The sequence below is a fragment of the Rhodococcus sp. NPDC058505 genome, assembly GCF_042720095.1.
Classification (GTDB): Bacteria; Actinomycetota; Actinomycetes; order Mycobacteriales; family Mycobacteriaceae; genus Rhodococcus_G.
The window spans coordinates 35,651-59,343 of record NZ_JBHXNB010000023.1; the positions used below are offsets into that span (position 1 = coordinate 35,651).

Annotated in this window: 27 protein-coding genes and 2 riboswitches; of the genes, 9 read left to right on the top strand and 18 right to left on the bottom strand. The window is 71.2% G+C overall.

The window, feature by feature from the left end:
- Positions 1–23 precede the first annotated feature (23 nt).
- From ACFWPA_RS16295 to ACFWPA_RS16320, 6 genes are all read right to left on the bottom strand, one after another.
- On the bottom strand, positions 24–842 hold the full coding sequence (locus ACFWPA_RS16295) for an endonuclease domain-containing protein (RefSeq protein WP_378570964.1): 819 nt from the start codon (positions 840–842) through the stop codon (positions 24–26).
- 139 nt (positions 843–981) lie between these two features.
- A complete protein-coding gene (locus ACFWPA_RS16300; RefSeq protein ID WP_378570978.1) occupies positions 982–2,232 on the bottom strand; it encodes a DUF5933 domain-containing protein in 1,251 nt (416 codons plus the stop codon).
- Positions 2,233–2,324: 92 nt separating this feature from the next.
- A complete protein-coding gene (locus ACFWPA_RS16305) occupies positions 2,325–3,443 on the bottom strand; it encodes a glutamate--cysteine ligase (RefSeq protein ID WP_378506094.1) in 1,119 nt (372 codons plus the stop codon).
- Positions 3,444–3,555: 112 nt separating this feature from the next.
- Positions 3,556–4,227 carry a superoxide dismutase family protein gene (locus ACFWPA_RS16310; RefSeq protein ID WP_378506093.1) on the bottom strand — a complete coding sequence of 224 codons (672 nt, stop codon included), beginning with the start codon at positions 4,225–4,227 and terminating at the stop codon, positions 3,556–3,558.
- Between the two features lie 109 nt (positions 4,228–4,336).
- On the bottom strand, positions 4,337–4,897 hold the full coding sequence (locus ACFWPA_RS16315) for a LytR C-terminal domain-containing protein (RefSeq protein ID WP_378506092.1): 561 nt from the start codon (positions 4,895–4,897) through the stop codon (positions 4,337–4,339).
- A 91-nt stretch (positions 4,898–4,988) separates the two neighbouring features.
- Positions 4,989–5,315, bottom strand: coding sequence for a DUF3263 domain-containing protein (locus ACFWPA_RS16320; RefSeq protein WP_378506091.1), 327 nt, complete (start codon positions 5,313–5,315; stop codon positions 4,989–4,991).
- Between the two features lie 232 nt (positions 5,316–5,547).
- Here ACFWPA_RS16320 and ACFWPA_RS16325 point away from each other — a divergent pair, with 232 nt between their 5' ends.
- The 4 genes from ACFWPA_RS16325 to ACFWPA_RS16340 all read left to right on the top strand — a co-directional run bounded on the left by ACFWPA_RS16325 (position 5,548) and on the right by ACFWPA_RS16340 (position 9,307).
- On the top strand, positions 5,548–6,138 hold the full coding sequence (locus ACFWPA_RS16325; RefSeq protein WP_378506090.1) for a peptide deformylase: 591 nt from the start codon (positions 5,548–5,550) through the stop codon (positions 6,136–6,138).
- On the top strand, positions 6,131–7,186 hold the full coding sequence (locus tag ACFWPA_RS16330) for a GNAT family N-acetyltransferase (RefSeq protein ID WP_378570966.1): 1,056 nt from the start codon (positions 6,131–6,133) through the stop codon (positions 7,184–7,186). The genes ACFWPA_RS16325 and ACFWPA_RS16330 overlap by 8 nt, the downstream gene beginning before the upstream one ends.
- A gap of 85 nt (positions 7,187–7,271) precedes the next feature.
- Positions 7,272–8,087, top strand: a complete 816-nt coding sequence (locus tag ACFWPA_RS16335) for an exodeoxyribonuclease III (RefSeq protein WP_378506088.1) — start codon at positions 7,272–7,274, stop codon at positions 8,085–8,087.
- A gap of 158 nt (positions 8,088–8,245) precedes the next feature.
- On the top strand, positions 8,246–9,307 hold the full coding sequence (locus tag ACFWPA_RS16340) for a methyltransferase (protein ID WP_378570969.1): 1,062 nt from the start codon (positions 8,246–8,248) through the stop codon (positions 9,305–9,307).
- A gap of 16 nt (positions 9,308–9,323) precedes the next feature.
- On the opposite strand, the gene ACFWPA_RS16345 is transcribed toward ACFWPA_RS16340, so the two are convergent.
- Positions 9,324–9,698, bottom strand: coding sequence for a GNAT family N-acetyltransferase (locus ACFWPA_RS16345; RefSeq protein ID WP_378506086.1), 375 nt, complete (start codon positions 9,696–9,698; stop codon positions 9,324–9,326).
- Positions 9,699–9,804: 106 nt separating this feature from the next.
- Positions 9,805–10,146, bottom strand: a complete 342-nt coding sequence (locus ACFWPA_RS16350) for a GNAT family N-acetyltransferase (RefSeq protein WP_378506085.1) — start codon at positions 10,144–10,146, stop codon at positions 9,805–9,807.
- 133 nt (positions 10,147–10,279) lie between these two features.
- A riboswitch (TPP riboswitch) is annotated at positions 10,280–10,407 on the top strand.
- On the opposite strand from ACFWPA_RS16350, the gene thiC reads away from it, so the two are divergent.
- Both thiC and thiD read left to right on the top strand, forming a co-directional pair.
- On the top strand, positions 10,399–11,943 hold the full coding sequence (gene thiC / locus ACFWPA_RS16355; protein ID WP_378570971.1) for a phosphomethylpyrimidine synthase ThiC: 1,545 nt from the start codon (positions 10,399–10,401) through the stop codon (positions 11,941–11,943). Its footprint overlaps the riboswitch before it by 9 nt.
- A gap of 11 nt (positions 11,944–11,954) precedes the next feature.
- Positions 11,955–12,821, top strand: coding sequence for a bifunctional hydroxymethylpyrimidine kinase/phosphomethylpyrimidine kinase (thiD, locus tag ACFWPA_RS16360; protein ID WP_378506083.1), 867 nt, complete (start codon positions 11,955–11,957; stop codon positions 12,819–12,821).
- Here thiD and ACFWPA_RS16365 read toward each other — a convergent pair.
- From ACFWPA_RS16365 to thiO, 9 genes are all read right to left on the bottom strand, one after another.
- Entirely contained in the window at positions 12,809–12,994 is a 186-nt protein-coding gene (locus tag ACFWPA_RS16365; RefSeq protein ID WP_378506082.1) for a hypothetical protein, read from the bottom strand. The genes thiD and ACFWPA_RS16365 overlap by 13 nt on opposite strands.
- Before the next feature lie 66 nt (positions 12,995–13,060).
- Positions 13,061–13,501 carry a PLD nuclease N-terminal domain-containing protein gene (locus ACFWPA_RS16370; RefSeq protein ID WP_378570973.1) on the bottom strand — a complete coding sequence of 147 codons (441 nt, stop codon included), beginning with the start codon at positions 13,499–13,501 and terminating at the stop codon, positions 13,061–13,063.
- A 102-nt stretch (positions 13,502–13,603) separates the two neighbouring features.
- Positions 13,604–14,437, bottom strand: coding sequence for an adenylate/guanylate cyclase domain-containing protein (locus ACFWPA_RS16375; RefSeq protein WP_378506080.1), 834 nt, complete (start codon positions 14,435–14,437; stop codon positions 13,604–13,606).
- A gap of 48 nt (positions 14,438–14,485) precedes the next feature.
- Positions 14,486–15,280: an ABC transporter permease gene (locus tag ACFWPA_RS16380; RefSeq protein ID WP_378506079.1), complete on the bottom strand. Its 795-nt coding sequence runs from the start codon at positions 15,278–15,280 to the stop codon at positions 14,486–14,488.
- Positions 15,280–16,215: an ABC transporter ATP-binding protein gene (locus ACFWPA_RS16385; protein ID WP_378506078.1), complete on the bottom strand. Its 936-nt coding sequence runs from the start codon at positions 16,213–16,215 to the stop codon at positions 15,280–15,282. The genes ACFWPA_RS16380 and ACFWPA_RS16385 overlap by 1 nt, the downstream gene beginning before the upstream one ends.
- Before the next feature lie 107 nt (positions 16,216–16,322).
- Positions 16,323–17,321, bottom strand: coding sequence for a polyphosphate kinase 2 (gene ppk2, locus ACFWPA_RS16390; protein WP_378506077.1), 999 nt, complete (start codon positions 17,319–17,321; stop codon positions 16,323–16,325).
- Positions 17,322–17,361: 40 nt separating this feature from the next.
- Positions 17,362–18,117, bottom strand: coding sequence for a thiazole synthase (locus ACFWPA_RS16395; RefSeq protein WP_378506076.1), 756 nt, complete (start codon positions 18,115–18,117; stop codon positions 17,362–17,364).
- The gene (gene thiS, locus ACFWPA_RS16400; RefSeq protein ID WP_378506075.1) at positions 18,110–18,325 is read right to left on the bottom strand and encodes a sulfur carrier protein ThiS; all 216 of its coding nucleotides are present in this window, start codon (positions 18,323–18,325) and stop codon (positions 18,110–18,112) included. Before thiS ends, ACFWPA_RS16395 begins: the two co-directional genes overlap by 8 nt.
- Before the next feature lie 4 nt (positions 18,326–18,329).
- Positions 18,330–19,415, bottom strand: a complete 1,086-nt coding sequence (gene thiO / locus ACFWPA_RS16405; protein ID WP_378506074.1) for a glycine oxidase ThiO — start codon at positions 19,413–19,415, stop codon at positions 18,330–18,332.
- Positions 19,404–19,515: riboswitch (TPP riboswitch) on the bottom strand. Its footprint overlaps the gene before it by 12 nt.
- 26 nt (positions 19,516–19,541) lie before the next feature.
- Here thiO and thiE point away from each other — a divergent pair.
- Positions 19,542–20,252: a thiamine phosphate synthase gene (gene thiE / locus ACFWPA_RS16410; RefSeq protein ID WP_378506073.1), complete on the top strand. Its 711-nt coding sequence runs from the start codon at positions 19,542–19,544 to the stop codon at positions 20,250–20,252.
- Between the two features lie 85 nt (positions 20,253–20,337).
- Here thiE and ACFWPA_RS16415 read toward each other — a convergent pair whose 3' ends face one another.
- Positions 20,338–21,210, bottom strand: coding sequence for an NUDIX domain-containing protein (locus ACFWPA_RS16415; protein WP_378506072.1), 873 nt, complete (start codon positions 21,208–21,210; stop codon positions 20,338–20,340).
- Positions 21,211–21,376: 166 nt separating this feature from the next.
- Here ACFWPA_RS16415 and ACFWPA_RS16420 point away from each other — a divergent pair, with 166 nt between their 5' ends.
- Together ACFWPA_RS16420 and ACFWPA_RS16425 are read left to right on the top strand one after the other, a co-directional pair.
- On the top strand, positions 21,377–22,708 hold the full coding sequence (locus ACFWPA_RS16420; protein ID WP_378506071.1) for a hypothetical protein: 1,332 nt from the start codon (positions 21,377–21,379) through the stop codon (positions 22,706–22,708).
- Positions 22,705–23,685 (top strand): glutamate ABC transporter substrate-binding protein, encoded by a 981-nt coding sequence (locus ACFWPA_RS16425; RefSeq protein WP_378506070.1) that lies wholly within the window; start codon positions 22,705–22,707, stop codon positions 23,683–23,685. Before ACFWPA_RS16420 ends, ACFWPA_RS16425 begins: the two co-directional genes overlap by 4 nt.
- Positions 23,686–23,693: the final 8 nt, after the last annotated feature.

Consider the following 23,693-nt stretch of genomic DNA (forward strand, 5'->3'; position numbering starts at 1 on the left):
CGAGAACGACCAACTCGCGGACCTCACCGTGGCAGTTCTGTCGCGCCGCCCGCACGCAACGCGTCCGCGACCCGCTCGAGCAGCTCGTCGGGATAGCGCACCACCAACTCCTTCGTCGCGACCACCACATCCCAGCCGAGCCGCCGGACGCTGTTGCGGCGCCGGACATCGCGCGAGTACCGGCCCCGCTCGCGGTGGTGGTCGCCGTCGTACTCGAGCACGACGCGGTACTGCGGCCACGCCATGTCGACACGCGCGACCAGCCGGGCCCGCTCGTCTGTCAGCAGGACCTGGGTGTCCGGTTTCGTGAATCCCGCGCGGACGACCAGCAGCCGCGTCCGCGTCTCCCACGGTGATTCGGCGCCGCCGTCAGCGAGGTCCACGACGCGCCTGAGCTGTTTGAGCCCCCGGTCGCCCCGATGCTGCGCGACCATCACCAGCAGATCCTTCGGGTCGCGCCGACCGATATTGCACAGCCCGTCGACCGCCTCGATCGCGGCGTCGAACGGCAGCCACCGCCCGAGGTCGTACGCGGTCCGCAGGTGCGACGTCAACGCATAGCCGAGCACCTCCTCCGATTCGCCGGACAGCAGGGTGTCGTAGCGGAGCCGGACGCCCGCCCGCCTGCGCGCAGGTGCAGGCAGGACGATCTCCGGTTCCACATCCTCGGGCACGTACCGGTAGCCGTGCAGCGCGGCCGCCGACCACCCGGCCAGCACGCCCTGCGGATAGGTGACCCCCAGCGCCCGCGACCGCTGTGCGAAGTCGAGCGGCTGGTCCGCGCGGATGTATACCCCGGTCAGCACCGCCCGGTAGTCGCGCTCGACCTGCCAGGGCGTCATGCCCTCGAGGAGCCGGGACCGGCGAATCGGTCCGACAGGTCTCGGATCACGCACCATCCCCGGACCCTAACCGCGAGTTAGTCCTTTTCAGGCGGTAGTGACCGAAATCGACAGTAGAACAACTAATTCGCGACGACGACTAACTCACGACCAGCCGCGGCCGTCCACCCCAGCGACCCAACGCCGTGTCCGGCGCGGCGAAGAAGGTGGCGTGGAAGGCGACGACGACCGCACCCATCACCCCGAGGATCAGCGGCACCGACAGGTACGGGGCCGCCGCGATCGGCACAGCCAGGTAGCGGTAGCCGCCGAGCAGCGCGGCGAACGCGACCGCGCCGCCGACGACGAGCCGGACCCGGAACCAGCCCCAGCCGCGTTCCGGTTCGCGCAGGGCCGCCTCGATGGTCAGGCACAGCACGACCCCGGCGACCAGGTCGACGGCATAGTGGTAGCCGAAGCCGAGCGTCGCCATCAGGGTGCACACCAGCCAGAAGGTGCCGCCCCACCGCAGCCACGTCGGCCCCCGGCGCGAATGCACGAAGATCGCCAACGCCCACGCGGTGTGCAGGCTCGGCATGCAGTTGCGGGGCGCGTCGCCGGTGAACACGAACGCCGCCGGGTCGGTGCCGGTCGGGATGACGGTGGGCCAGTAGTCGCCGAGCTGGGCGCCCTGCCCGGCGGTGCCGAACGCGAAGTCGGGTCCGACGACGGGAAACAGCAGGTAGAACACCGGGCCGATCAGGCCGATCGCGAGGAACGTCCGGACCAGGTGGTGCCCCGCCCAACCTGCCCGCAGCTGCCAGAGCGCGACGACGATCGCCGCGACGGGCAGCTCGATGTACACCCAGTGCAGGACGCCGTACCCGACGGGACCGAGCGCGTCGACGACCTGCCCCATCACCCACGACGGGCTGCCGAACGCGCGGTCGGCGAGCTCGAGGTACTCGTCGAGGACGGCGGGGCGCGTCATCACCGTGATCTGCAACCAGACGTCACCGATCTTCGTCGCGACGATCAGCAGGGCCCCGAACCCGACGCCGAGCAGCACGCTGCGCCTGCGCTCACCGGTCCACCGCACCGCCGCGACCACGGCGATCAGGGTCAACACCCAGGTGGGGCCGTTCCCGACCGCGAACGGCCCGCCCTGCAGCAGCCGACCCGCGAGGAACACCAGGTCGATGCCGACGGCCGCCGCGACCGCGGCAACGCGCTGCCGGTTCGTCAACCCGACGAGGCCAAGCGCCAGCCCGGCCCACGGCACCGACATCGACTTGGGGGTGCCGACGAAGTCCCTGGCGAGTGACTGCACCGGCCCCTCGAACCCGGATCGGGTCGCGACGACCTGCAGCACCAGCATTGCCACCACGACGGTGGCCACCGCGGCGGGCACGAGGACCCGCCGTCCACCCGCCCGCCACGCCGCACTGGCGGTCGAGTTGTCAGTCAGCACCCGTACATAGTAAACGGTGCGTGAACTGCGCTTTAACGCTCCAGTTCGGTGACGAGTGCGTCCACGACGGCGGTCAGATCGCCGCCGTTGCCCGCCGCGACCGCCCGCTGCCGCTGATAGGACGCCCCCCGTCGCGGGATGTCCGCGACCCTGGCCAATTCGTCCGCGCAGCCGAGTTCCACCGCGAGCGGCGCGAGCTGCTCGAGCAGATCGTCGAGGTCGTCGGTGACGAGGCGTTCGTTGCTGGCGGCGTCCAGGATGATCTCGGCGTCGAGGCCGTACCGCGCGGCCCGCCACTTGTTCTCCTGCACATGCCAGGGCGGCATCCCCGGCAGCTCGATGCCCGCCTCCAGCTGCCGGTCGAAGTGGACGACCAGGCAGTGGATCAGCGCAACCAGGGACTCCAACTCACCGCGGGTGGAGACGCCGTCGCAGACCCGGACCTCGATCGTGCCCCACTGCGGGGCGGGCCGGATGTCCCAGTGCAGGGCACCGAGCCGCTCGATCACCCCGGTCTTCATCTGGTCGTGGACGAAGCCCTCGAACTGCGCCCACGTCTCGAACTGGAACGGCAGCCCGGCGGTCGGGAGCTGCTGAAACATCAGGGCCCGGTTGCTGGCGTATCCGGTGTCGACGCCCGCCCACATCGGCGACGACGCCGACAACGCGAGCAGGTGCGGATACTTGACCAGCAGCGCGTTGATGATCGGGAACACCTTGTGCGCCGACGACACCCCGACGTGGACGTGCACCCCCCAGATCAGCATCTGCCGACCCCACCACTGGGTCCGCTCGATCATCTCGTCGTAGTGCGGATTGGGCGTGACCTGCTGGGTGGACCACTGCGCGAACGGGTGGGTGCCCGCGCACATCAGCTCGACGTTCTCGCGGTGCGCCGCCCGGCGCAGCAGCGTCATCGTCTCCTGCAGGTCCGCCATCGCCTCCGCGGTGGTGTCGCAGATCCCGGTGACGAGTTCCACGGTGTTGCGCAGGAACTCCTTGTGCAACCGCGGCGCGTCCGCGAGGTCCGCGGCGGCGGCCAGGACCTGCGCGGCGCTGTTGGACAGGTCGCGGGTGTCCGGGTCGACCAGCGCGACCTCCCACTCGACGCCGATCGTGGGCCGGGGCGAACCGGCGAAATGGACTGCCACAGCCCGAATCCAACCACAGTCCCGACGACGACGCCGCGACCGGAAACCGGCCTGTGGCCGAGGTCTCCGATCGCGGCGGGTGGTCGAGCTCGGGTTCCGCTGCGCGGTGGTGTTACTTGATCACACCGCAGGCGACGCGGGCGCCAGCGTCGCCGGTGTCCAGGGTGGCCTGATCCGGCGCGGGGGCGTACCGGGTCGGGATGTTCGCGAAGTTGTCGGCACCGGCGTGCACGACGATCGCGGTGCCCTCACCGTGGTTCTGCAGATCCTCGATCGTGAACGCGTCGGTGGTGGTCGTCAGGTTCGCGGTACCGTCCGCACGCACGAACAGCGACGGCAGGTCGCCGCTGGCCGGGTTGCCGCCGTGGCCCTCGACCTGCAGGTGCCCACCGGCGGAGACGAAGTCGCCCTCGCAGCTGCCGACCGAGTGAATGTGCAGGCCGTGGAAGCCGGGCTCGAGGCCGTTCGCCGCGACGGTCACGACCACGTTCTCACCGGAGCCGACGAACGTCGCGGTCCCGGCCGCCTTGCCGTCCGCACCCTTGAGCACGGTGTTGAGCCGGTCGGCATGCTCGGCGCCGTGGCCCTCGCCTGCGTCACCCTCGGGTGCGGGCGCGCCGGTCCACACGGCAGGGGTGGTGCCCTGAACGTCGCTCGCCACCTCGTTCGGCGGGCTGCAGGCGGTGAGGCCAACGGCCGCGATCGCAACCATCGGGGCGACGACGCGCAGGGACACGCGGCGTGACCGGGTCGTCTGCGAATCGCGTCGGGTAAGCAAGGCCATCAAACCGCTCCTTCGAGATGGGCTGGAAGTGCACTGATCATAGCCAGCCGGGCGAACCGGCCGACCGGTGGTCTACGACGCCGCATAGTTGAGCGGCTCCGCCCCTCGTCTACTGGGAGGTGACGATGACGATCACGCCGGGGGACGCCGTCGCGATCCCGCCGAACCGCTGTTCGGCGGTGATGCCGAGATCCGCGGCGATCTGCTGCGCCGCCTGCCGCTCCGCCGCCGAGTTCGCGCTGTAATAGGCGGTCGTCTTCGCGACGTTGCCGCTGCTGTAGTTGCCGGTCTCGGCCACCGTCCAGCCCTCCGACTCGAGGGTGCCCGCGGTCTGCGCGGCAAGACCGCTGACGGTGCTGTTGTTGAAGACCCGCACCGGGACCGCCGACCGGTCGACGGCGGCGGTGGTCGGCGTCGCCGCAGCGGCGACCGGAGCGAGGGTGGTCGGCGAGACGGGCGCCGGTGTCGTTGCCCGAGCCGACGCCGCAGGCGCGTTCGGCGCCCCCGTGACCGGGGCCACGCTGGGCAGCACCTCGGACGAGCGGGTGTCCGACCCGGAGTTCGACAGGGTCAACGCTCCGATGCCCGCGAACGCGATGGCCAGGGCGATGAGAACCATCGCGAGTGCGCGTAGTGGGGGTCCCGACGGTGCCGGCTGCGGGGTGCTCACGGGTTCGACCATACGGGTCGGGGCCCCATCTGCGTCATCTGGGCACGCGGGCCGATCGCGCGGGCCGCACCACGAGGATCGGGCGACATGGCTAGGTGACGTCGAAACCGAGGCGGCGGGCGGCGCGCGCCTTCTGCCTGCTCGCGCGCAGCCGACGCAGCCGTTTGACCAGCATCGGATCCGCGGCAAGGGCCTCCGGCCGGTCAACGAGCGCGTTGAGCACCTGGTAGTAGCGGGTCGCCGACATGTCGAACAGTTCCTTGATGGCATCCTCCTTCGCGCCCGCGTACTTCCACCACTGGCGTTCGAAGGTCAGAATGTCGTGATCGCGGCGGGTGAGTCCGTCCGCTCCGACCCCGGCGCTCTCCGGCTGGTCGGTGGGCTGCGAATTCCGGCTACGCGCGACTGCGCCGTCCATCTCACTCCTCAACGTCGAACTCTCGCCCCATCCATCAGCGAAGGCTAAAGCTCCCCACCGACAGATCCGGGTGCACCGATCCGGCGACGAATGACAACCCTGTACTTCCGACGGCTATTGAACCACGGTGACCGCACCCGTTCCCCGGTTCGCGGTGCTGGCGCGTCGCGATGCGGGGCCCGGCGGCATCCGGCAACAGGGCGCACCGATCGCCACCACTATTCTCGGTCGCATGGCAATTCTTCCTATCGTGATCGTCGGTGACCCGGTTCTCCATCAGCCGACTGCGCCGGTGACGCAGCCGCTGTCCGAGATCGCCGAGCTCGTCGCCGACATGTACGACACGATGGACGCCGCGAACGGCGTCGGCCTTGCCGCCAATCAGGTGGGCGTCGGCCTGCGGGTGTTCGTGTACGACTGCCCGGACTACGACGTGAACCCGGACGGGGAGCGGCGTCGCGGCGAGGTGGTCAATCCGGTGCTGGAGACCTCGGAGATCCCCGAGTCGATGCCGGACCCCGACGACGACGAGGAGGGCTGCCTGTCCGTCCCGGGTGAGCAGTTCCCCACCGGCCGCGCGAACTGGGCGAAGGTGACCGGGGTCGACGTGAACGGCGATCCGGTGACGATCGAGGGCACCGGCTTCTTCGCCCGGATGCTGCAGCACGAGGTCGGGCACCTGGACGGCTTCCTCTACACGGATGTGCTGATCGGGCGGAACGCCCGCGCCGCGAAGAAGATCATCAAGCGGTCCGGCTGGGGTGTCCCCGGCCTGTCCTGGACGCCCGGCACGGTCGAGGACCCGTTCGGTCACGATGACTGACGACCCGGCGGGCAGCGGCAGGCACCACCACCCGCCGCCCGTGCCGGGTGGGGGCGGCACCCCCGGTCCCGAAACGGTGCCGCACCGGGCCAGGACCGCGCCCCGCCTCGGCAGCCGGGTGGTGCTGCGCTACAAGCTGCCGCCCGGCTATCCGCAGCCGCTGACCGACATGATCGGCGAACTCGTCGCGCTGACGCCCGCGGTCGTGGTGCGCGCCCAGGACGGTCGGGTCGCGCAGGTCGAGCGCGGCCAGGTCGTCGCGCTGAAGGAGATCGGGGCGCGCCCGGTCGCGACCCGCGAGATCCGGGCGCTCGAACTCGCGGCGGCGGACGGCTGGCCGGGGACCGACCAGTCCTGGATCGACGGCTGGCTGGCACGGGCGGGCGCGGGGATCACCGGCCGCGCGAACTCCGCCGCCCCGCTCGGTCGGGCGCACCGGATCGGTGACCTGCACTCCGGTGACACCCTGGACCGGCTGCACGCCTGGTACGCGGAGCGGCGACTGCCGCTGACGCTGCTGCTGCCGGACCGCCTCGGGGCGGCCCCCGACGGCTGGACCGTGTCGGCGGAGGTTCAGGTGATGGCGGCGGACATCACCAATCTGACGTTGCCGGACGGCGAGTCGATGGTGACGGTCGACCCGGCGCCGGGGGCGGGCTGGCGGTCGCTGCGCCGACCCGGAACGGGGGTGTCGGACCGGGAGGTTGCGGTGCTGACCGCGGTCCGTGACGGCGAACTCGGATTCGGGGTCCTCGGCGCCGCGGGGTCGGAACCACTCGGCATCGCCCGGGCCGCGATCACCGAGGCACCGGACGGCAGGCGCTGGGTGGGGCTGACCGCGGTCGAGGTCGCACCGGCGCACCGCAGGCGCGGGCTGGGGATGCTGGTGTGCGCGGAAATGATCCGCTGGGGCCGCGACCACGGCGCGACGCACGCCTACGTCCAGGTCCGGGCCGACAATCCCGGCGCCCTCGAGTTGTACCGGACCCTCGGGCTGATCGATCACCACCGCTACCGCTACGCCACCGCGCCCGCCCGGTCCGGGTGAAGGGCACCTTCAGCCGGTCCGGCGGGGCGCAGGTGCCCTTCACCCGGCGGGGCGGGCTGTCGGAGCAGCGCACTACGCTGCGGGCATGCGATTGGCGACGTGGAATGTGAACTCCGTTCGGGCCAGGACCGACCGGATCGTGGACTGGCTGACCAGGACCGACGTCGACGTGCTCGCCATGCAGGAGACCAAGTGCCGGGACGACCAGTTCCCGACCGAACGGTTCACCGAACTCGGCTACCAGGTCGCGCACGTCGGCCTTAGCCAGTGGAACGGGGTCGCGATCGTGTCCCGCGTCGGCCTCGACGACATTCAGGTCGGCTTCGAGGGCCAGCCCGGATTCGCGAAGCAGGCCCCGGACAGCCTCGACGTCGTCCCGCCGGTCGTCGAGGCCCGCGCGATCGGCGCGACCTGCGGCGGCGTACGGGTGTGGAGCCTGTACGTGCCGAATGGCCGCGAGCTGTCGGACCCGCACTACACGTACAAGCTGGACTGGCTCGCGACCCTGCGCGACGATGCGGCGAAGTGGCTGGCCGACGACCCGAACGCGCAGATCGCGCTGGTCGGCGACTGGAACGTCGCGCCGACCGACGAGGACGTGTGGGATCCGGCGCTGTTCGAGGGCAAGACGCACACCTCGCGCCCGGAGCGGGACGCGTTCGCCGCGTTCGAGGAGGTCGGGTTCGCCGAGGTGACCCGGCCGCACACCCCCGGGCCCGGGGTGTACACCTACTGGGACTACACGCAGCTGCGGTTCCCGAAGCGGCAGGGCATGCGGATCGATTTCCAGTACGCCTCCCCCGCGCTGGCAGCCCGCGTCACCGATGCGTCGATCGACCGGGAGGAACGCAAGGGCAAGGGCGCGAGCGATCACGCCCCGGTGATCGTCGACCTGGATTAGGTTCGCGCTCGTCCGTCCGCCGCACCCCCTTCCCTCAGGAGTCCACCGTCGAGACCGCCAATGACCAACCCGACCGGATAGACGCCGCCTGGGTCGAGAACGGTCAACACCGATCGGCCCGCTGGCGCACCAACGGCGACCTCAAGCCGCCGAAGACGGTGGTCATCGCCGGGGATGAACTCCGCGCCGACGACGCGATGCGGCTTGCGTCCGAGGGCACCGCCATGCTGTGGCGAGGCGACTTTCCTGGCGCCCGGCAACTGCTCGATGCGCTGAAGCGGCGGCTTGATCGGCTGCGAGTGCAGGCGGGCCCGGACCTCACGCTGACCTTCCACCGACACCGGCAGGCCAGGGCGCACCGCACCCGGATCCTGAGCATGATCGTCATCGAACTCGGCCCGGACTACGCCATCGACCTGAGGCGGGCACCCGATATCCGGCTGGCGTGCCGCGAGGCGTACGGCGACGCCTCGGAGGCCAGCCTGGTGTCCCTGCAGGAACTGCTGGGGGTCGTCGGTGCACACGAGTGGCGGCGGCGGGGCGTGCAGATCCCGGCGCTCGATGCCCGCATCCACCCCCACTACGGGGTGTTCGCACCGACCCGGAACGAGTACGTCGACCTGGTCGCGGAGGCGGAGTTCCCGGCACGCGTCGGCACGGCGTTCGACATCGGCACCGGCACCGGAGTGCTTGCCGCACTGCTCGCCCGACGCGGCGCCGAGCGGGTGATCGCGACCGACATCGCACCGCGCGCGGTCGCCTGCGCCACCGACAACATCGACCGTCTCGGGCTGGCGGACCGGGTGCAGATCGTCCACACCGACGGGTATCCGGACGGGCGCGCCGACCTGGTGGTGTGCAATCCGCCGTGGGTGCCTGCCGCGCCGACGTCGTCGATCGAGTTGGGGGTCTTCGACCGCAAGGGCCAGATGCTCGCCGAGTTCGTCCGCGGACTGCCGGGCCACCTCACCGCGGGCGGGCAGGGATGGCTGGTGCTCTCCGATCTTGCGGAGCGTCTCGGCCTGCGCACCCGCGCCCAGCTGACCGACCTGTTCGATCGGTCCGGACTGATCGTGCTCGGCCGCAGCGATGTCCGCCCGCGGCACCCGCGGGCGTCCGGCGGTCGCGGCCAACGCAGCCGGGGTCCCGAAGATCCGCTGGCGGCCGTCCGGGCGGCGGAGGTCGTGTCCCTCTGGCGGCTCGCGGCCCGCGACGGCTGACCGCGACGTCGTCGCGTCAGGCGTCGTCGAGCAGCGGCAGGTACTCGGTGTGGGTGCCGAGATAGCGGCGCACGTAGGTGCAGACCGGGTGCACCCGCCATCCGCGCACCCGCGCCTCCTCAAGTACCTCCCGGACCAGCACCGCCGCCCATCCGCGGCCGCCGTGCTCCTCCTTGACCACCGTGTGCATCAACGCGACAGCGGCGCCGTCCGCCGGTGCGCAGTCGACGCCGTCCAGGCGGCGGTATCCGAGGATGCCCACCAGTTCGCCGTCGACCCACAGGTCGAAGCGCGAGTGCGCGGGGTTGTCCTCAACCTGAGCCCGCGCCGCGTCGGCGCGGGCCGCGACGGCGGTCACCGCCGCCGTCCGGTGCTGGTTCCGCTTGAACATGCCGCCATGCAAGCAGCATCCGGGCCGGGCCGCTGCCCGGGACGGGCCCCGTCGACAAGTTGTCGCCCATCCTTCGTCGAATCGTGGCCGAATCGCCGCCCGGCGCTCACACCGGGACCAGAATGTCGCGGTACTCGGGGTTCGCGGCGACGAATCGCTGCAGGTAGGTGCACACGGGCCGGATCTTCCAGCCGTACCCGCGGGCCGCGTCGAGCGCCCGCCGGACCATCAGCGCGGCGAGCCCCCGGTGCCCGAAGTCCTCGACGATCACGGTGTGCAGGAAGGAGACGACCGGCGCCGTCGACCGCCGTCGGCCCCTGGCGGCTCCATCGTTCGACTCGAGGTCGTAGTAGCCCAGAATGCCGACGAGGTCGCCGTTGAGCCACAGCTCGAAACGGCTCTGAGCGGCATTGTTCGTCACCTCGGCCGTCGCCTTGTCCGCGAGCATCGGTCCTGTCTCCTTCTGGGTGAAGCGCCGGGCAGGCCTGCCCGTAACAGAAATGTGATCCACGCCACTATAGGTCGGCTGGCGGGTGCGCAACAGGGATCGGGCGAAACTGGGCTAGGGTCTGCGGCGACAACTGAACACCCACGGGGGCTCGCACCAGCGGGCTGAGAGGACGGCTAGCTCCTTCGCGAGCGATGAGGGCCGTCGACCGTATGAACCTGACCGGGTAATGCCGGCGTAGGGAGTATTCGAATGAGGGACACCTCTGTCACCACGGCCGTCACCACGGGACCGATCGCGGGCAGCAGCAAGCGGTACCTGGACGTCGACGGGCTGTCGGTGCCGGTGCGCCGCGTGCACCTGACCACCGGCGATCATCTGGACCTGTACGACACGTCCGGCCCGTACACCGAGGACGACGCGCGAATCGACCTTGAGGCGGGCCTGCCGCCGGTGCGGTCGGGCTGGCCGCGGCCTGCCGGGGCCAGCACCCAACTGGGCTGGGCGCGCGCGGGCGTCGTCACCGCCGAGATGCGCTACTGCGCCGCCCGCGAGGGCGTGTCGCCGGAGGTGGTGCGCGACGAGGTCGCCGCCGGTCGGGCGGTGATCCCGGCCAACCGCAATCACCCCGAGCTCGAACCGATGGTGATCGGCAAGCGATTCGGGGTGAAGATCAACGCGAACATCGGCAACTCGGCGGTCACCTCGTCGATCGCCGAGGAGGTCGAGAAGATGGTGTGGGCCACCCGCTGGGGCGCCGACACCATCATGGACCTGTCCACCGGCAGGAACATCCACGAGACCAGGGAGTGGATCCTGCGCAACTCCCCCGTCCCGGTCGGGACGGTGCCGCTCTACCAGGCGCTGGAGAAGGTTGGCGGCGACCCGGCAGCACTGACCTGGGAGCTGTACCGCGACACCGTGATCGAGCAGTGCGAGCAGGGCGTGGACTACATGACGGTGCACGCCGGGGTGCTGCTGCGGCACGTCCCGCTGACCGTGAAGCGGGTCACCGGCATCGTCTCGCGCGGCGGGTCGATCATGGCCGCCTGGTGCCTCGCGCACCACCGGGAGTCGTTCCTGTACACCCACTTCGCGGAGCTGTGCGAGATCCTCGCCCGCTACGACGTCACCTTCTCGCTCGGCGACGGGCTGCGCCCCGGATCCATCGCGGACGCCAACGACGCGGCGCAGTTCGCCGAGCTCCGCACCCTCGGCGAACTGACCGCAATCGCGAAATCCCATGGCGTGCAGGTGATGATCGAGGGCCCGGGGCACGCGCCGATGCACAAGATCGTGGAGAACGTCCGCCTCGAGGAGGAGCTGTGCGAGGAGGCACCGTTCTACACCCTCGGCCCGCTCGCCACCGACATCGCGCCCGCCTACGACCACATCACCTCCGCGATCGGCGCGGCGATGATCGCGCAGGCCGGGACCGCGATGCTCTGCTACGTGACCCCGAAGGAGCATCTGGGGCTGCCGAACCGGGACGACGTGAAGGTCGGCGTCATCACCTACAAGATCGCCGCGCACGCCGCCGACCTGGCCAAGGGGCACCCGCGGGCGCAGGAACGCGACGACGCACTGTCGACGGCCCGGTTCGAGTTCCGCTGGCACGATCAGTTCGCGCTGTCGCTCGACCCGGACACCGCCCGGGAGTATCACGACGAGACGTTGCCCGCCGAGCCAGCGAAATCTGCACACTTCTGTTCGATGTGCGGGCCGAAGTTCTGCTCGATGCGGATCTCCGCCGACGTCCGCCAGGTGTACCTGCCCACCGTTCCGGCGGGTCGATAGGCTCCTTGCTCGTGAACCTGCTGCCGCTGACCCCCGACGGACAGACCCCCGTCCGTGCCCTCACCATCGCCGGTACCGATTCCGGCGGCGGCGCTGGCATTCAGGCCGACTCCCGCACGATGGCGCTGCTCGGTGTGCACGCCTGCGTCGCCGTCGCCGCGGTGACGGTGCAGAACTCGGTGGGGGTGAGCGGTTTTCACGAGATCCCGCCGCAGATCGTGGCCGATCAGGTGCGGTCGGTGGTCGGCGACATCGGGGTGAGCGCCGCGAAGACGGGGATGCTGGCGTCCACCGCGATCATCGAGTCGGTCGCGCAGGTGTGCGGCGAGGTCGGGATCGGCAAGGGCAGGCCGGTGCCGCTGGTGGTGGACCCGGTGTGCGCATCGATGCACGGCGACCCACTGCTGCACGCGGAGGCCCTCGACGCGGTGCGGCACACGCTGATCCCGATCGCGTCGCTGGTCACGCCGAACCTCGACGAGGTCCGGCTGATCACCGGCATCGAGGTCGTCGACGACGCGTCGGCTCGCCGGGCAGCGGAGGCGCTGCACGGGCTCGGCGCGCAGTGGGCGCTGGTCAAGGGCGGTCACCTGCGTACCTCAACGGAATCGACCGACCTGCTCTTCGACGGCGAAACGTTCCACCAGTTCACCGGCCCGCGGATCGACACCGGCAACGACCACGGCGGCGGGGACACCCTCGCCGCCGCGGTCGCATGCGCGCTCGCGCACGGCCGATCGATGCCCGAGGCCGTCGCGTTCGGGAAGCAGTGGGTGACCCGCTGCCTCGCGGCGTCCTACGACCTCGGGGCGGGACACGGCCCCGTCTCCCCGCTGTGGCGGCTGCATCCGGGCGCTGCGGAAGGTCAGTGCGAGTAGTCCCGGAAGGTCATCACGGCCGCGACGAGGATCACCGCCGCCGCGACGATGTAGACCGCTATGCGGAACCAGTAGGGACCGACTTCGTAGTAGTTCACCGCGAACGCGCCGAACATTGCGGCCAGGATGAGCACCATCCCGTACAGGGGCGTCCGCTGTTCCCGATCAGCCATACCATCAGTGTCCGCGCGGACAGCGGCGGTGGCAATGGCGCCGCCCGCGGCGGTCGCAATGGCCGGTCATTCGGCCTGATCGCCGTCGGCCTCGTCACCGCGGCGGTGCCGCTCGTCGTCACCGCGGCGGCGCCGCTCGTTGGCACCGCGGCGGTGCCGCTCGTTGGCACTGCGCCGTTGCTGCTCCTTCGCGACGCGGCGCTGCTCCTCGGCTCGTTCGCGGCAGCGCCGCAAGAACTCCTCGTCGGACTCACTGCTGACGCCCGCCTGCCGACCGGGCCGGTCGTACTCCGGGAAGCCGGTGACCCGGGCCGGGGCCTGCACACCGACGCCGCCCTGTGGACGCCCGAGTAGCAGCCACAGCACGGATCCGAGCAGCGGCACCAGGATCACGACGATCAGCCACAGGATCTTCGGGAGGTGCCGGACCCGGTGCTCGTCTGCGCAGATCACGTCGACGAGGCACCCCACCCACAGCACCATCACGATCAACCCGAGATACGGCACGCGCCGCCCCTTCCCACGTTCCTCCTCCGGACAAACCGGACCCAGGAGTTTCATCCACGCCGGGCCCCGGCGCGTTACGGGCCGCGGCAGACGACCGCGGGGTCAGTCCCGCTGAACTGTGTACATCCGCAGGTCCGCGGGCACGCCCCGCGGCGCGGACGAGAACAGTCCACGACGGAACGGTCGAGCAAGCAGGCCCAGCTCGGCAAGCCGCTCGGAGCCGAGCGCGTCGACGGTCGCCGCGGAGGCCATCACGTGGCCGTCGGCGCCTGCCTGCATCACCCTGGCGGCGATGTTGACGTCGACCCCGAGCCAGTCGGCGCCGACCTGGCGAGGAATGCCGGTGTGCACGCCGACCCGCATCCGGGGGCGGTGGCCGTGGCACTCCACCCCGCCCAACGCCGATCGGGCGGCGAACACGGCTTCGATGGCGCGGTCGGGGCGGGCGAACACGGCCATCATCCCGTCGCCCATCCGCTTGACGACGAGTCCGCCGCGCTCGACGACGGGAGGTTCGATCGCGCGGGCCACCTCGCGGAGCAGGTCGATCGTCGCCTCGTCGCCCGCGGCGAGCGCGAAGTCGGAGTAGCCGACGAGGTCGGTGAAGACGAGCGTCATCTCCCGCGTGCCCCGGCCGTGACCGGTGCGTTCGAGCACCGCCTGCCACAGTTGCAGCGCGCCGAACCCGGCCTCGCGGGCGGCGCCGGGCCGTTCGCCCCGCAGCCGGTCGGCGACCCGGGCAACCGCCCGCACCCCGCCCGGTCCCGCGGTGGAGAGCGGGTCCCCGAAGCTGGCATCGCCGGGCAGGGCGCGCCGGACCCGCCGGACCGTGTCGACCACGGCGGGTGCGCTGTCCACCGCGCGCAGCCAGGCCAGCGCGGACGCGACGCGGCGCGCACCGTCGCCGGACTGCCCGGCCGCAGGCTCCTCGGTCACCGGCAAAGTGTAACCACCCGTCACAGACAGGAGCCTGCGGCGCAGCGCCTACGCGTCGCGCTTGTTGACGACGAACAGCGCGGCCCCGAACACCACGGCGACGAACACCGCGAAGTAGACGAGGCTCCCCCACGGACCCCAGTGCCAGTCGATGCCCTGGTCGGAGCCGAGGAAATGATTCGCATTGGCAAACGGCAGGAACGGCTGGATCTCGCGGCCCACCCTGCCGAACAGTCCGAACAGCGATTCGATCAGCAGCGGCCACAGCAACAGCAGCGTGATCGCGCCAGCGGACTGCCGCACCAGCGACCCGACCGCGACGGCAAGCGCGACGCACAGCAGCGCATAGATCGGCACCCCGTAGATCGCTCGCCAGGATTCGGATCCGGACAGCGTCAGCAGCGCGCCCGCCTCGCTCCCCGCGGTGGCCTTCGCGATCGCGTACGCACCGAACGTCAGCCCGAAGGTCAGCACCGCACCGAAGACCCCGATCAGGCCGGCCTTCGTGAGCAGCACCGTGTCCCGCTTCGGCACCGCCTGGAAGGTGGTGCGGATGAGGCCGAACCGGTACTCACTGGTCACCGCGAGCGCGGCCATGATCATCAGGATAAGAACGCCGAACCCGCTGACGCCGCCGACCGAGTCCGCGAGGGTCGGCAGGAACGGGTCGTAGCCGGGGTCCTCGCCGGTCGCGACCTGATCGTGGTATGCGCTGAGCCCCACCTTCGCCGTCACGCCGATCACGGCGGCAAGGACGAGCCCCAACACGACGATCGCGGCGGTGCACCACCACGGCGACTTCGTCGAGGTGAGCTTGATGCGTTCCGCTGCAACGACACCCATCAGAGCGTCCCTCCCATCACGTCGGCGTGGTACTGCACGTCGTCCCCTGTCATCTTCATGAATGCGTCCTCAAGCGACCCGCGCTGCGCCGCCAACTCGTGCAGCACGATGCCCTGCCCGCCGGCGATCTGCCCGACGGTGTCGGTCGTGGCGCCGCGCACGATCAACGCGGCATCACCGTCCGGGCCCGCGCCGTCGGACTCCACGGACAGGCCCTGCCCGACGAGGGCCGCCTGCAGCACCTCGAGCTGCGGGCTGCGCACCCGCACCGACGCCTCCGAGGACCGGTCGACGAATTCCTTGACCGGGGAATCGGATACCAGCCGACCTCGCCCGATCACGACGAGATGCTCTGCGGTCAAAGCCATCTCGGACAGCAAATGGCTCGAGACGAGGACCGTCCGACCCTCGCCGGCGAGGCGCTGCATGAACTTGCGGATCCAGACGATGCCCTCGGGGTCGAGACCGTTGACCGGCTCGTCGAACAGCAGCACCTGCGGATCGCCGAGCAGCGCACCGGCCAACCCGAGCCGCTGCGCCATGCCGAGCGAGAACCCGCCCGCCTTCTTCCCGGCGACCTCGGTGAGACCGACCAGACGCAGCACCTCGTCGACCCGGGACGACGGAATCCCGTTGGAGGCGGCCATCCACTGCAGGTGTGCCCGCGCGGACCGGTTGGGGTGCACCCACTTGGCGTCGAGCAGTGCGCCGACGGTCCGGAGCGGCTGCGGCAGATCGTGGTACGGCTTGCCGTCGATCAGTGCCACGCCCGCGGTCGGCCGGTCCAACCCGAGGATCATCCGCATGGTCGTCGACTTGCCCGCGCCGTTCGGCCCGAGGAACCCGGTGACGATCCCCGGCCGGACCGTGAAGGTCAGGTCGTCGACCGCCCGCACGTCCCCGAATGTCTTGGTCAGTCCCCTCACTTCAATCATGACCACCAGCATTCCCGAAAAACCGGAGGCGCACATCATTCCCTGGTGGCGCGCCGTGTCATCCGTGGGGCTGACAGGCCGTCAGGGTTTTCCCCGAGCCGTCAGGGTCAGTGCGACCCGTTCCCGCCAACGGTATCCGGGGTCGTCGGGAACCGGTCCGCCGGGTTCTCGCCCTCGTCGTACACCGACTGCGGGGGCCCGATCAGCAGCGGATCCGGTGTTCCGACGACGCGCGGGTCCTTGCCTGCGTAGTCGAACCGCGCCAGCACCCACCGCATCGCCTCGAGGCGGGCACGCTTCTTGTCGTTGGACTTGACGATCGTCCACGGCGCGTGCGGGGTGTCGGTGTAGAACAGCATGTTCTCCTTGGCCTCGGTGTAGGCGTCCCACTTATCGAGGCTGGCGAGGTCGGTCGGCGAGAGCTTCCACTGCTTGACCGGGTCGGTGCTGCGCGCCACGAACCGGGCGTGCTGTTCCTCGCGTCCGACGGAGAACCAGAACTTGATCAGGTGAATGCCCGATTGGACCAACATCCGCTCGAATTCCGGTGCTGAGCGGGTGAATTCGAGGTACTCGGTGGGGGTGCAGTAACCCATGACCCGCTCGACACCGGCCCGGTTGTACCAGGACCGGTCCATCAGCACGATCTCCCCGCCCGCCGGCAGGTGCGCGACGTACCGCTGAAAGTACCACTGCGTCCGTTCGCGCTCGGTGGGCTTCTCGAGGGCCATCACCCGCGCGCCGCGGGGGTTGAGGTGCTCGGTGAACCGCTTGATCGCACCGCCCTTCCCCGCCGCGTCCCTGCCCTCGAAGATGATGACGATCTTCTCGTCGTTCTCCTTGACCCAGGCCTGCAGTTTGAGCATCTCGATCTGCAGGGCACGTTTACGGAACTCGTACTGGCGCCGGGTCATCTTCCGGTCGTACGGGTAGCCGTGCCGCCACGGCGCCTCCGGCCCGTCGTCGGGCCGGACCCGCCCCGACTTGCGCAGCAACTCGCCGATCTCGTCGATCTCCGGGGTGACGTCGATCTGCGTCGGTGCGGCCGGCTCGAACACCCCGTCCGGTGCGTGCCCGTCGCGCGACTGCCCGTGCTGCTCGCTCACGCTGTCGAGCCTACCGCCGGACCGACGACCTCGGCGGGATCTACAGGTCGGGGGAGGATGCTTGCGCCCAGAACCGCTTCGGAATCCGCCCCGCCAGCCGTGCGAGGTGCCCGGCGGTGACGGCGGATGCCATCGCGGACGCCATCGACACCGGATCCTTCGCCCGGGTGACGGCGGTCGCGAGCAGCACCGCGTCGCAGCCGAGTTCCATCGCCAGGGCCGCGTCGCTGGCCGTGCCGATGCCCGCGTCCAGGACGACCGGAACCCCGGCCTGCTCGACGATCATCGCGATGTTGTGCGGATTGCAGATGCCTAGTCCGGTGCCGATCGGCGCACCGAGCGGCATCACCGCCGCGCACCCGACGTCCTCCAGCCGCTTCGCGAGTACCGGATCGTCGGTCGTGTACGGCAACACCGTGAAGCCGTCGTCGACGAGTTGTTCTGCGGCGCTGACCAGTTCGATGGCGTCGGGGAGCAGGGTGCGATCGTCGGCGATCACCTCGAGCTTGACCCAGTCGGTCTCGAGAGCCTCCCTGGCCAGTTGCGCGGTGAGCACCGCTTCCGTGGCACCCCGGCAGCCCGCCGTGTTCGGCAACGGCGCGATGTCCAACCGCCGCAACAGGTCCAGCACCCCGGTGCGGCCGACGGCGTCCACCCGGCGCATCGCGACGGTGGTCAGTTCGGTGCCCGACGCGACCAGTGCCTCCTCGAGCACCGTCAGGTTTGCGGCGCCGCCGGTCCCCATGATCAGCCGGGACCCGAACGTGCGGCCGGCGATCGTCAGCTGGTCACCCACCCTGCACCGCCGTCAGGATCTCGATCTCCCAACCCTTTTCGACGTTCCGATCCCACGACGAGCGGGGCACGACGGCGCCGTCCACTGCCACCGCGACCCCTCGGTCGGGCAGGTCGAGGTGGGTGAGAAGCTGTGCCACCGTCATCGGCTCGGACAGTTGATGGTCCTCGCCGTTGACGGTGATGCCGATGTTCACCATGGTCGTCATTTCCTCACTCGTGCGTCGACACCAGTGTGCCGAAACGGTCGGGCAGGCAGGACACCGCCTCCGGCAGCGGTGTCCCGTCCAGTTCGGCAACCACCGCGTCCGCGGACAGCGGCGTCAACAGGATGCCGTTGCGGCCGTGCCCGGCGGCAAGGACAACCCGGTCCGTGACGCGGCCGAGAATCGGCAGGTTGTCGGGGCTCATCGGCCGCAGTCCCGCGGTCGTCTCGTGCAGTTCGTACTCGCCGATGCTCGGCATCAGGGCCTGCGCGTCGGCGATCAGGTCCCGCACCCCGGCAACGGTGACGGCGGTGTCGTCACCAGACTCGTGCTGGGTCGCGCCGAGCACCAGTCCGTCCCCCCGCGGAACGAGGTAGACGGGGCGACCGTGCACGCTGGCCCGGACGGTTCGGCTCGGCGCGGGCGCCACCCCCGGCCGGTGCCGCAGCCGGAGCACCTCCCCCTTCACCGGGCGCACCGGCAGCCCCGGCCACAACCGGGCGGACGCGGTCCCCGCGGCGAGCACCACCTGGTCGTCGGGCAGGGCCTCCAGGTCGGTGACGGTGTCGGCCCGGAACGTCACACCCGCGTCGGTGGCGGCCGCCCGCAGGGCCCGGACCAGCGCACGGTTGTCGACCGCGAGCTCGGTCGGGGCGACCAGCGCCAGCCGGATCGCCGGGGCAAGCGACGGTTCCGCGGCCCGGATCTGCGCCCGGGTGAGCAGGTCGAGGTCGTGGCCGTGCCCGGCGAGCCAGTCGGCGACGGTGCGCAGGTCCGCGGCGTCCGCGGCGTCCAACGCGACCGTCATCGAGCTCTGCGAGGTGAACAGCGTCTCGCCCGTCGACCGTTCCAGTTCCCCGCCGAAGCCGGGCCACCGGTCCAGCGACGCGGATCCGGCGGCGAGCACCGCGTCCTCGCCGGGCCAGCCCTCGGACAGCGGGGCCAGCATCCCGCCCGCCACCCACGACGCCCCCGACCCGACGGCCGGGTCGTAGAGCGTCACGGACCACCCGGACCGGGCTGCGCGCCACGCGATCGACAGGCCGATCACGCCGCCGCCGACCACCGCAACGGTTCCGTTCACCACATCCACCTCACTCCCTGCGCCGGCATGATCCGGGTCAGGTCTGACGGTCGGGGCGCGCACGCCCCCTCTCAGCCCCGCGTCCGCCGGGACTCCCGTGTCTCAATCGTTCCCCCAGAGACTACCGTTGGCCACGTGCCCACCTCGCATGCCGCTCAACGCCCCGCCCCGCGCGAACGTCTCGCGACCGCGCGCCTGTACCTGTGCACCGACGCCCGACGGGAGCGCGGCGACCTGGCGAAGTTCGCCGACGCGGCGCTGTCCGGCGGCGTCGACATCATCCAGCTCCGGGACAAGGGATCGGTCGGGGAACGGGAGTTCGGCCGGATCGAGGCGCGCGAGGAACTGGCCGCGCTCGCCGAACTTGCTGCGGTCTGTCGCAGGCACGGCGCGCTGCTCGCCGTCAACGACCGCGCCGACCTTGCCCTGGCGGCGGGCGCCGACGTTCTGCACCTCGGGCAGGGCGATCTGCCCGTGCACTACGCGCGCCGGATCGTCGGACCCGACGTCGTGATCGGCCGGTCCACCGGCAGCCGCGCGCAGGCGCAGCTCGCCGCGATCGAGGAGGGCGTCGACTACTTCGCGACCGGGCCGGTGTGGGCGACCCCGACCAAGCCGGGCCGGGGCGCCGCGGGCCTCCAGCTGGTCCGGGAGGTCGCGGCCGCGGAGCCGACGCTGCCGTGGTTCGCGATCGGCGGGGTCGACGAGCGGCGGCTGCCGGAGGTTCTCGAGGCGGGCGCCACCCGGATCTGCGTGGTCCGCGCGATCACCGAGGCCCGCGACCCGCAGGCCGCGGCCCGCGCCCTCGGCGACGCCCTCGACCGCAACGCCGCCGCATCCCGCTAACCCGCCTCCTCGGGTTCCCTAATGTCACATTGGCTCACTTAGCGATACTCGATGTGACATTAGGGAACCCGCGGGGCGCGGAACCTTAGTCGAGCCAGGACAGGACAGTGGACGGCGACAGCCGGAGCACGGTGGCGGGCAGCCGGTCGCGGAGCCCGCGGTCGGCGGTGACGACGACGGTCAGTTCGCCGGGCGCCGCGGTGAGCGTGCCCACCGCGGCGGGGCCACCCGCGAGCTCCGCCAGCGTGTCGTCCCCGCTGCCCGACGCGACGTGCACGGGCACCCGGGTGTCGACGGCGGCGACCTGCGCCGCCCGTCCCTCAAGGACCGCCTCGACCCGCGGCAGCCAGCCGAAGCCGCCGTCGGGGAGTTCGATCGTCCTCGGCAGGGTCGCCGCGATGCCCGCGAGCAGCCTGCCGGTGGCGCCCGCGCGGTCCCGCCACCACCCGTCGGGGCGGGAGCCGACGACGTTCGCGGTGTCGAGCAGCAGGCGCACCGGGGCGGCCCGCAGCGCCGCCCAGCTGGCCGCGAACCCGGGATGCAGCGGCAGGTCCGGCACCCGATCCTCGGGCACCCAGCGCAGTTCGGTGCTCTCCCCGTTCGGGACCGTCGCCAGCGGGTGCTCGGCGTCCGCGATCACCGTGGTGTACGTCCAGTCGCCGCCGACGACGCGCGCGGTGACCCGTTCGGCCCGCACCCTCAACTGGGCGGCACCGATCCCGGCCTCCTCCTCCGCTTCCCGGACCGCGGCATGGGTGGTGCTCTCGTGCGAGTCCCTCGCGCCACCGGGCAGCGCCCAGGTCCCACCCTGATGACTCCACGCCGCCCGGTGCTGGAGCAGAACCGCCGATCCACCGTCGGGCAGCGGAGCGCGCAGCAGCAGGCCAGCGGCGCCGAACCGGCCCCAGTACCGGTTGCCGTCGTCGCTCGTCGCCCAGCCGTCGCCGTCACCGCGCATCGACTTCGCCCACCTACTCCGTGTCCTCGGAATTCCCGCGCGAACGCATCGTGCGCCCACCGAACGATCCGTCTCCGAACTTAGCCAGTCACTCGGCCCGAAGCACGGATACTGCTTATATGCTGCCCACTGTCGGGGGATCCAGCCAGGTGCGAAGGGGTGCGGTGTGACAGTTCGGGTGGCCCCCTCGACGCAGCCGCGAGGCGTCGAGGCATCGGGCGCCCCGGTCGGCACGGCTGCGCGACTGCGGACCCTGGCGCGCACCACCCCCGCCAGGATGACGGCGCTCGGGATCGGGTTGGTGCTGCTCGCGATCGTGTCCGGGACGGTCGCCGCGACCCAGGTGATGGACCGGCAACGCACCCTCGACGTGCTGCACACCGAGATCGAGCCGCTCGCCTACGCCGCCCAGGACATCTACAGCTCGCTGTCCATCGCGGACGCCGCCGCGACGACGGCGTTCCTCTCCGGCGGGATCGAACCGGTCGACGTGCGCGACCGCTACACCCGGGCGATCACCGACGCGGGCGTCGACCTCGTCGACGCGGCGGCGGGCACCGACCCGACCGACACAACGGCCCACGACCTGCTGACGAAGCTGTCCGTCGGCGTGCCCGTCTACACCGGCCTGATCGAGACGGCACGCGCCAACCATCGGGACGGCCATCCGGTGGGGTCGGCGTACCTGAGCGAGGCGTCGACGATGCTGCAGACGACGCTGCTGCCGCTGGCCGAACAGTTGCACACCGTGCAGGCCGCGCGCGTGGTGGCGCTGCAGGCGGAGTTCGCGACCCCGCCGTGGCTGGCGATCGCGCTGCTGATGCTGCTGCTTGCCGCGTTGGTGGTGGCGTCGTACCTGCTTGCCCGCTGGACCCGCCGCCGGTTGAACGCCGGCCTGATCCTGGCCTGCCTCGCCGTGACCGTGTCGCTTGGCTGGCTGGTGGTCGCCGGATTCGTCTCGGCCTCGTCCACCGCCCGCGCGCTCGACCTCGGCGCGCGGCCGCTCGCCGAGCTGACGACGGCCCGCATCCTGACGCAGCAGGCCCGCGCCGACGAGACGCTCGGGTTGGTGCGGCGCGACTTCACCGGGCGCTACGACGCCGACTTCCAGCGGCACCTCGATCGGCTCGGGTCGGTCCTCGCCGACATCGAGCGGCGGGACCCGCCGGTGGCTGCACGGATCGGGGCCGCGGACCGCGCCAGGGTGGCCTGGTCGAGCGCGCACGCACAGTTGATGACGCACCTCGCCGAGGGCAACTGGCGCGGCGCCGTCACCATTGCGATCGCGGCGGGCGGGGCCGGATCCACCGCCCACTATGCGGCGGCCGACACCGAACTGACGAGTGCGATCGCGGCGACGCGCGCGGAGCTGAGGGACGGCATCGGCCGCGCACTGACGACGCTGACCGGGTTGGCGCCGGGGACCGCCGGGCTTGGGGTGATCGCGGTGACCGGGGTGGTGATCGGACTGTGGCCACGACTGCGGGAGTACCAGTGACGCGGGGCGCGCGGTGGCGCCGCCGGGTCGCGGTCGGTGCGGTCGCCGCCGCGGTCGCCGGCTGCGCCACCGACACGGTGTTCGACCTGCCGGAGCATCCGACCGCGTACCTGGCGCCACCGATGCCGTCGGGCGTGGCGACCGCACCGCCACCCGCCTCGCCCGAACCCGAGCCGGACTGCGGCGACCCGACCGCGAGCCTGCGCCCCTCGCCGGCGGACGCGACCACGCCGACCCCCGCGGTGGACCGGATCCGGGCGCGCGGACGGTTGGTCGTCGGACTCGACACCAGCAGCAACCTGTTCAGCTTCCGCAATCCCGCGACCGGCACCATCGAGGGTTTCGACGTCGACATCGCCAGGGAGATCGCGCGCGACCTGTTCGGCGATCCCAACCGGATCGAGTTCCGGATCCTGTCCTCGGCGGATCGGATCGCGGCCCTCGACAGCCGGCTGGTGGACGTGGTCGTCAAGACGATGTCGATCACCTGCGAGCGACGGGACCGGGTGGCGTTCTCGACGGTGTACTACCAGGCCGGGCAGCGGGTGCTCGCGATGCGGGGGGCGGGGATCCGGGACGCGTCCGACCTGGCGGGCCGCCGGGTGTGTGCGGCAGCGGGGACGACGAACCTGCACCGCATCCAGCAGATGCAGCCCGACGCCACGGTGCTGACGGTGCCGAACTGGGCGGACTGTCTGGTGCTGCTGCAGCAACGGCAGGTCGACGCGGTGACCTCGGACGACGCGATCCTCGCCGGGCTCGCGTCCCAGGACCCGAACGTCGAATTGGTCGGCCCCGCCTTCAGTTCCGAGCCGTACGGGATCGGCCTCAACAAGGCCGACGCGGACCTGGTCCGCCAGGTGAATCGCACCCTGGAGCGGATCCGCACGGACGGCACGTGGGAACGCATCCACGATCGGTGGCTGTCCGTGATCGGGCCTGCCCCCGCACCACCGACACCGCACTACGAGGACTGACCGCCGCG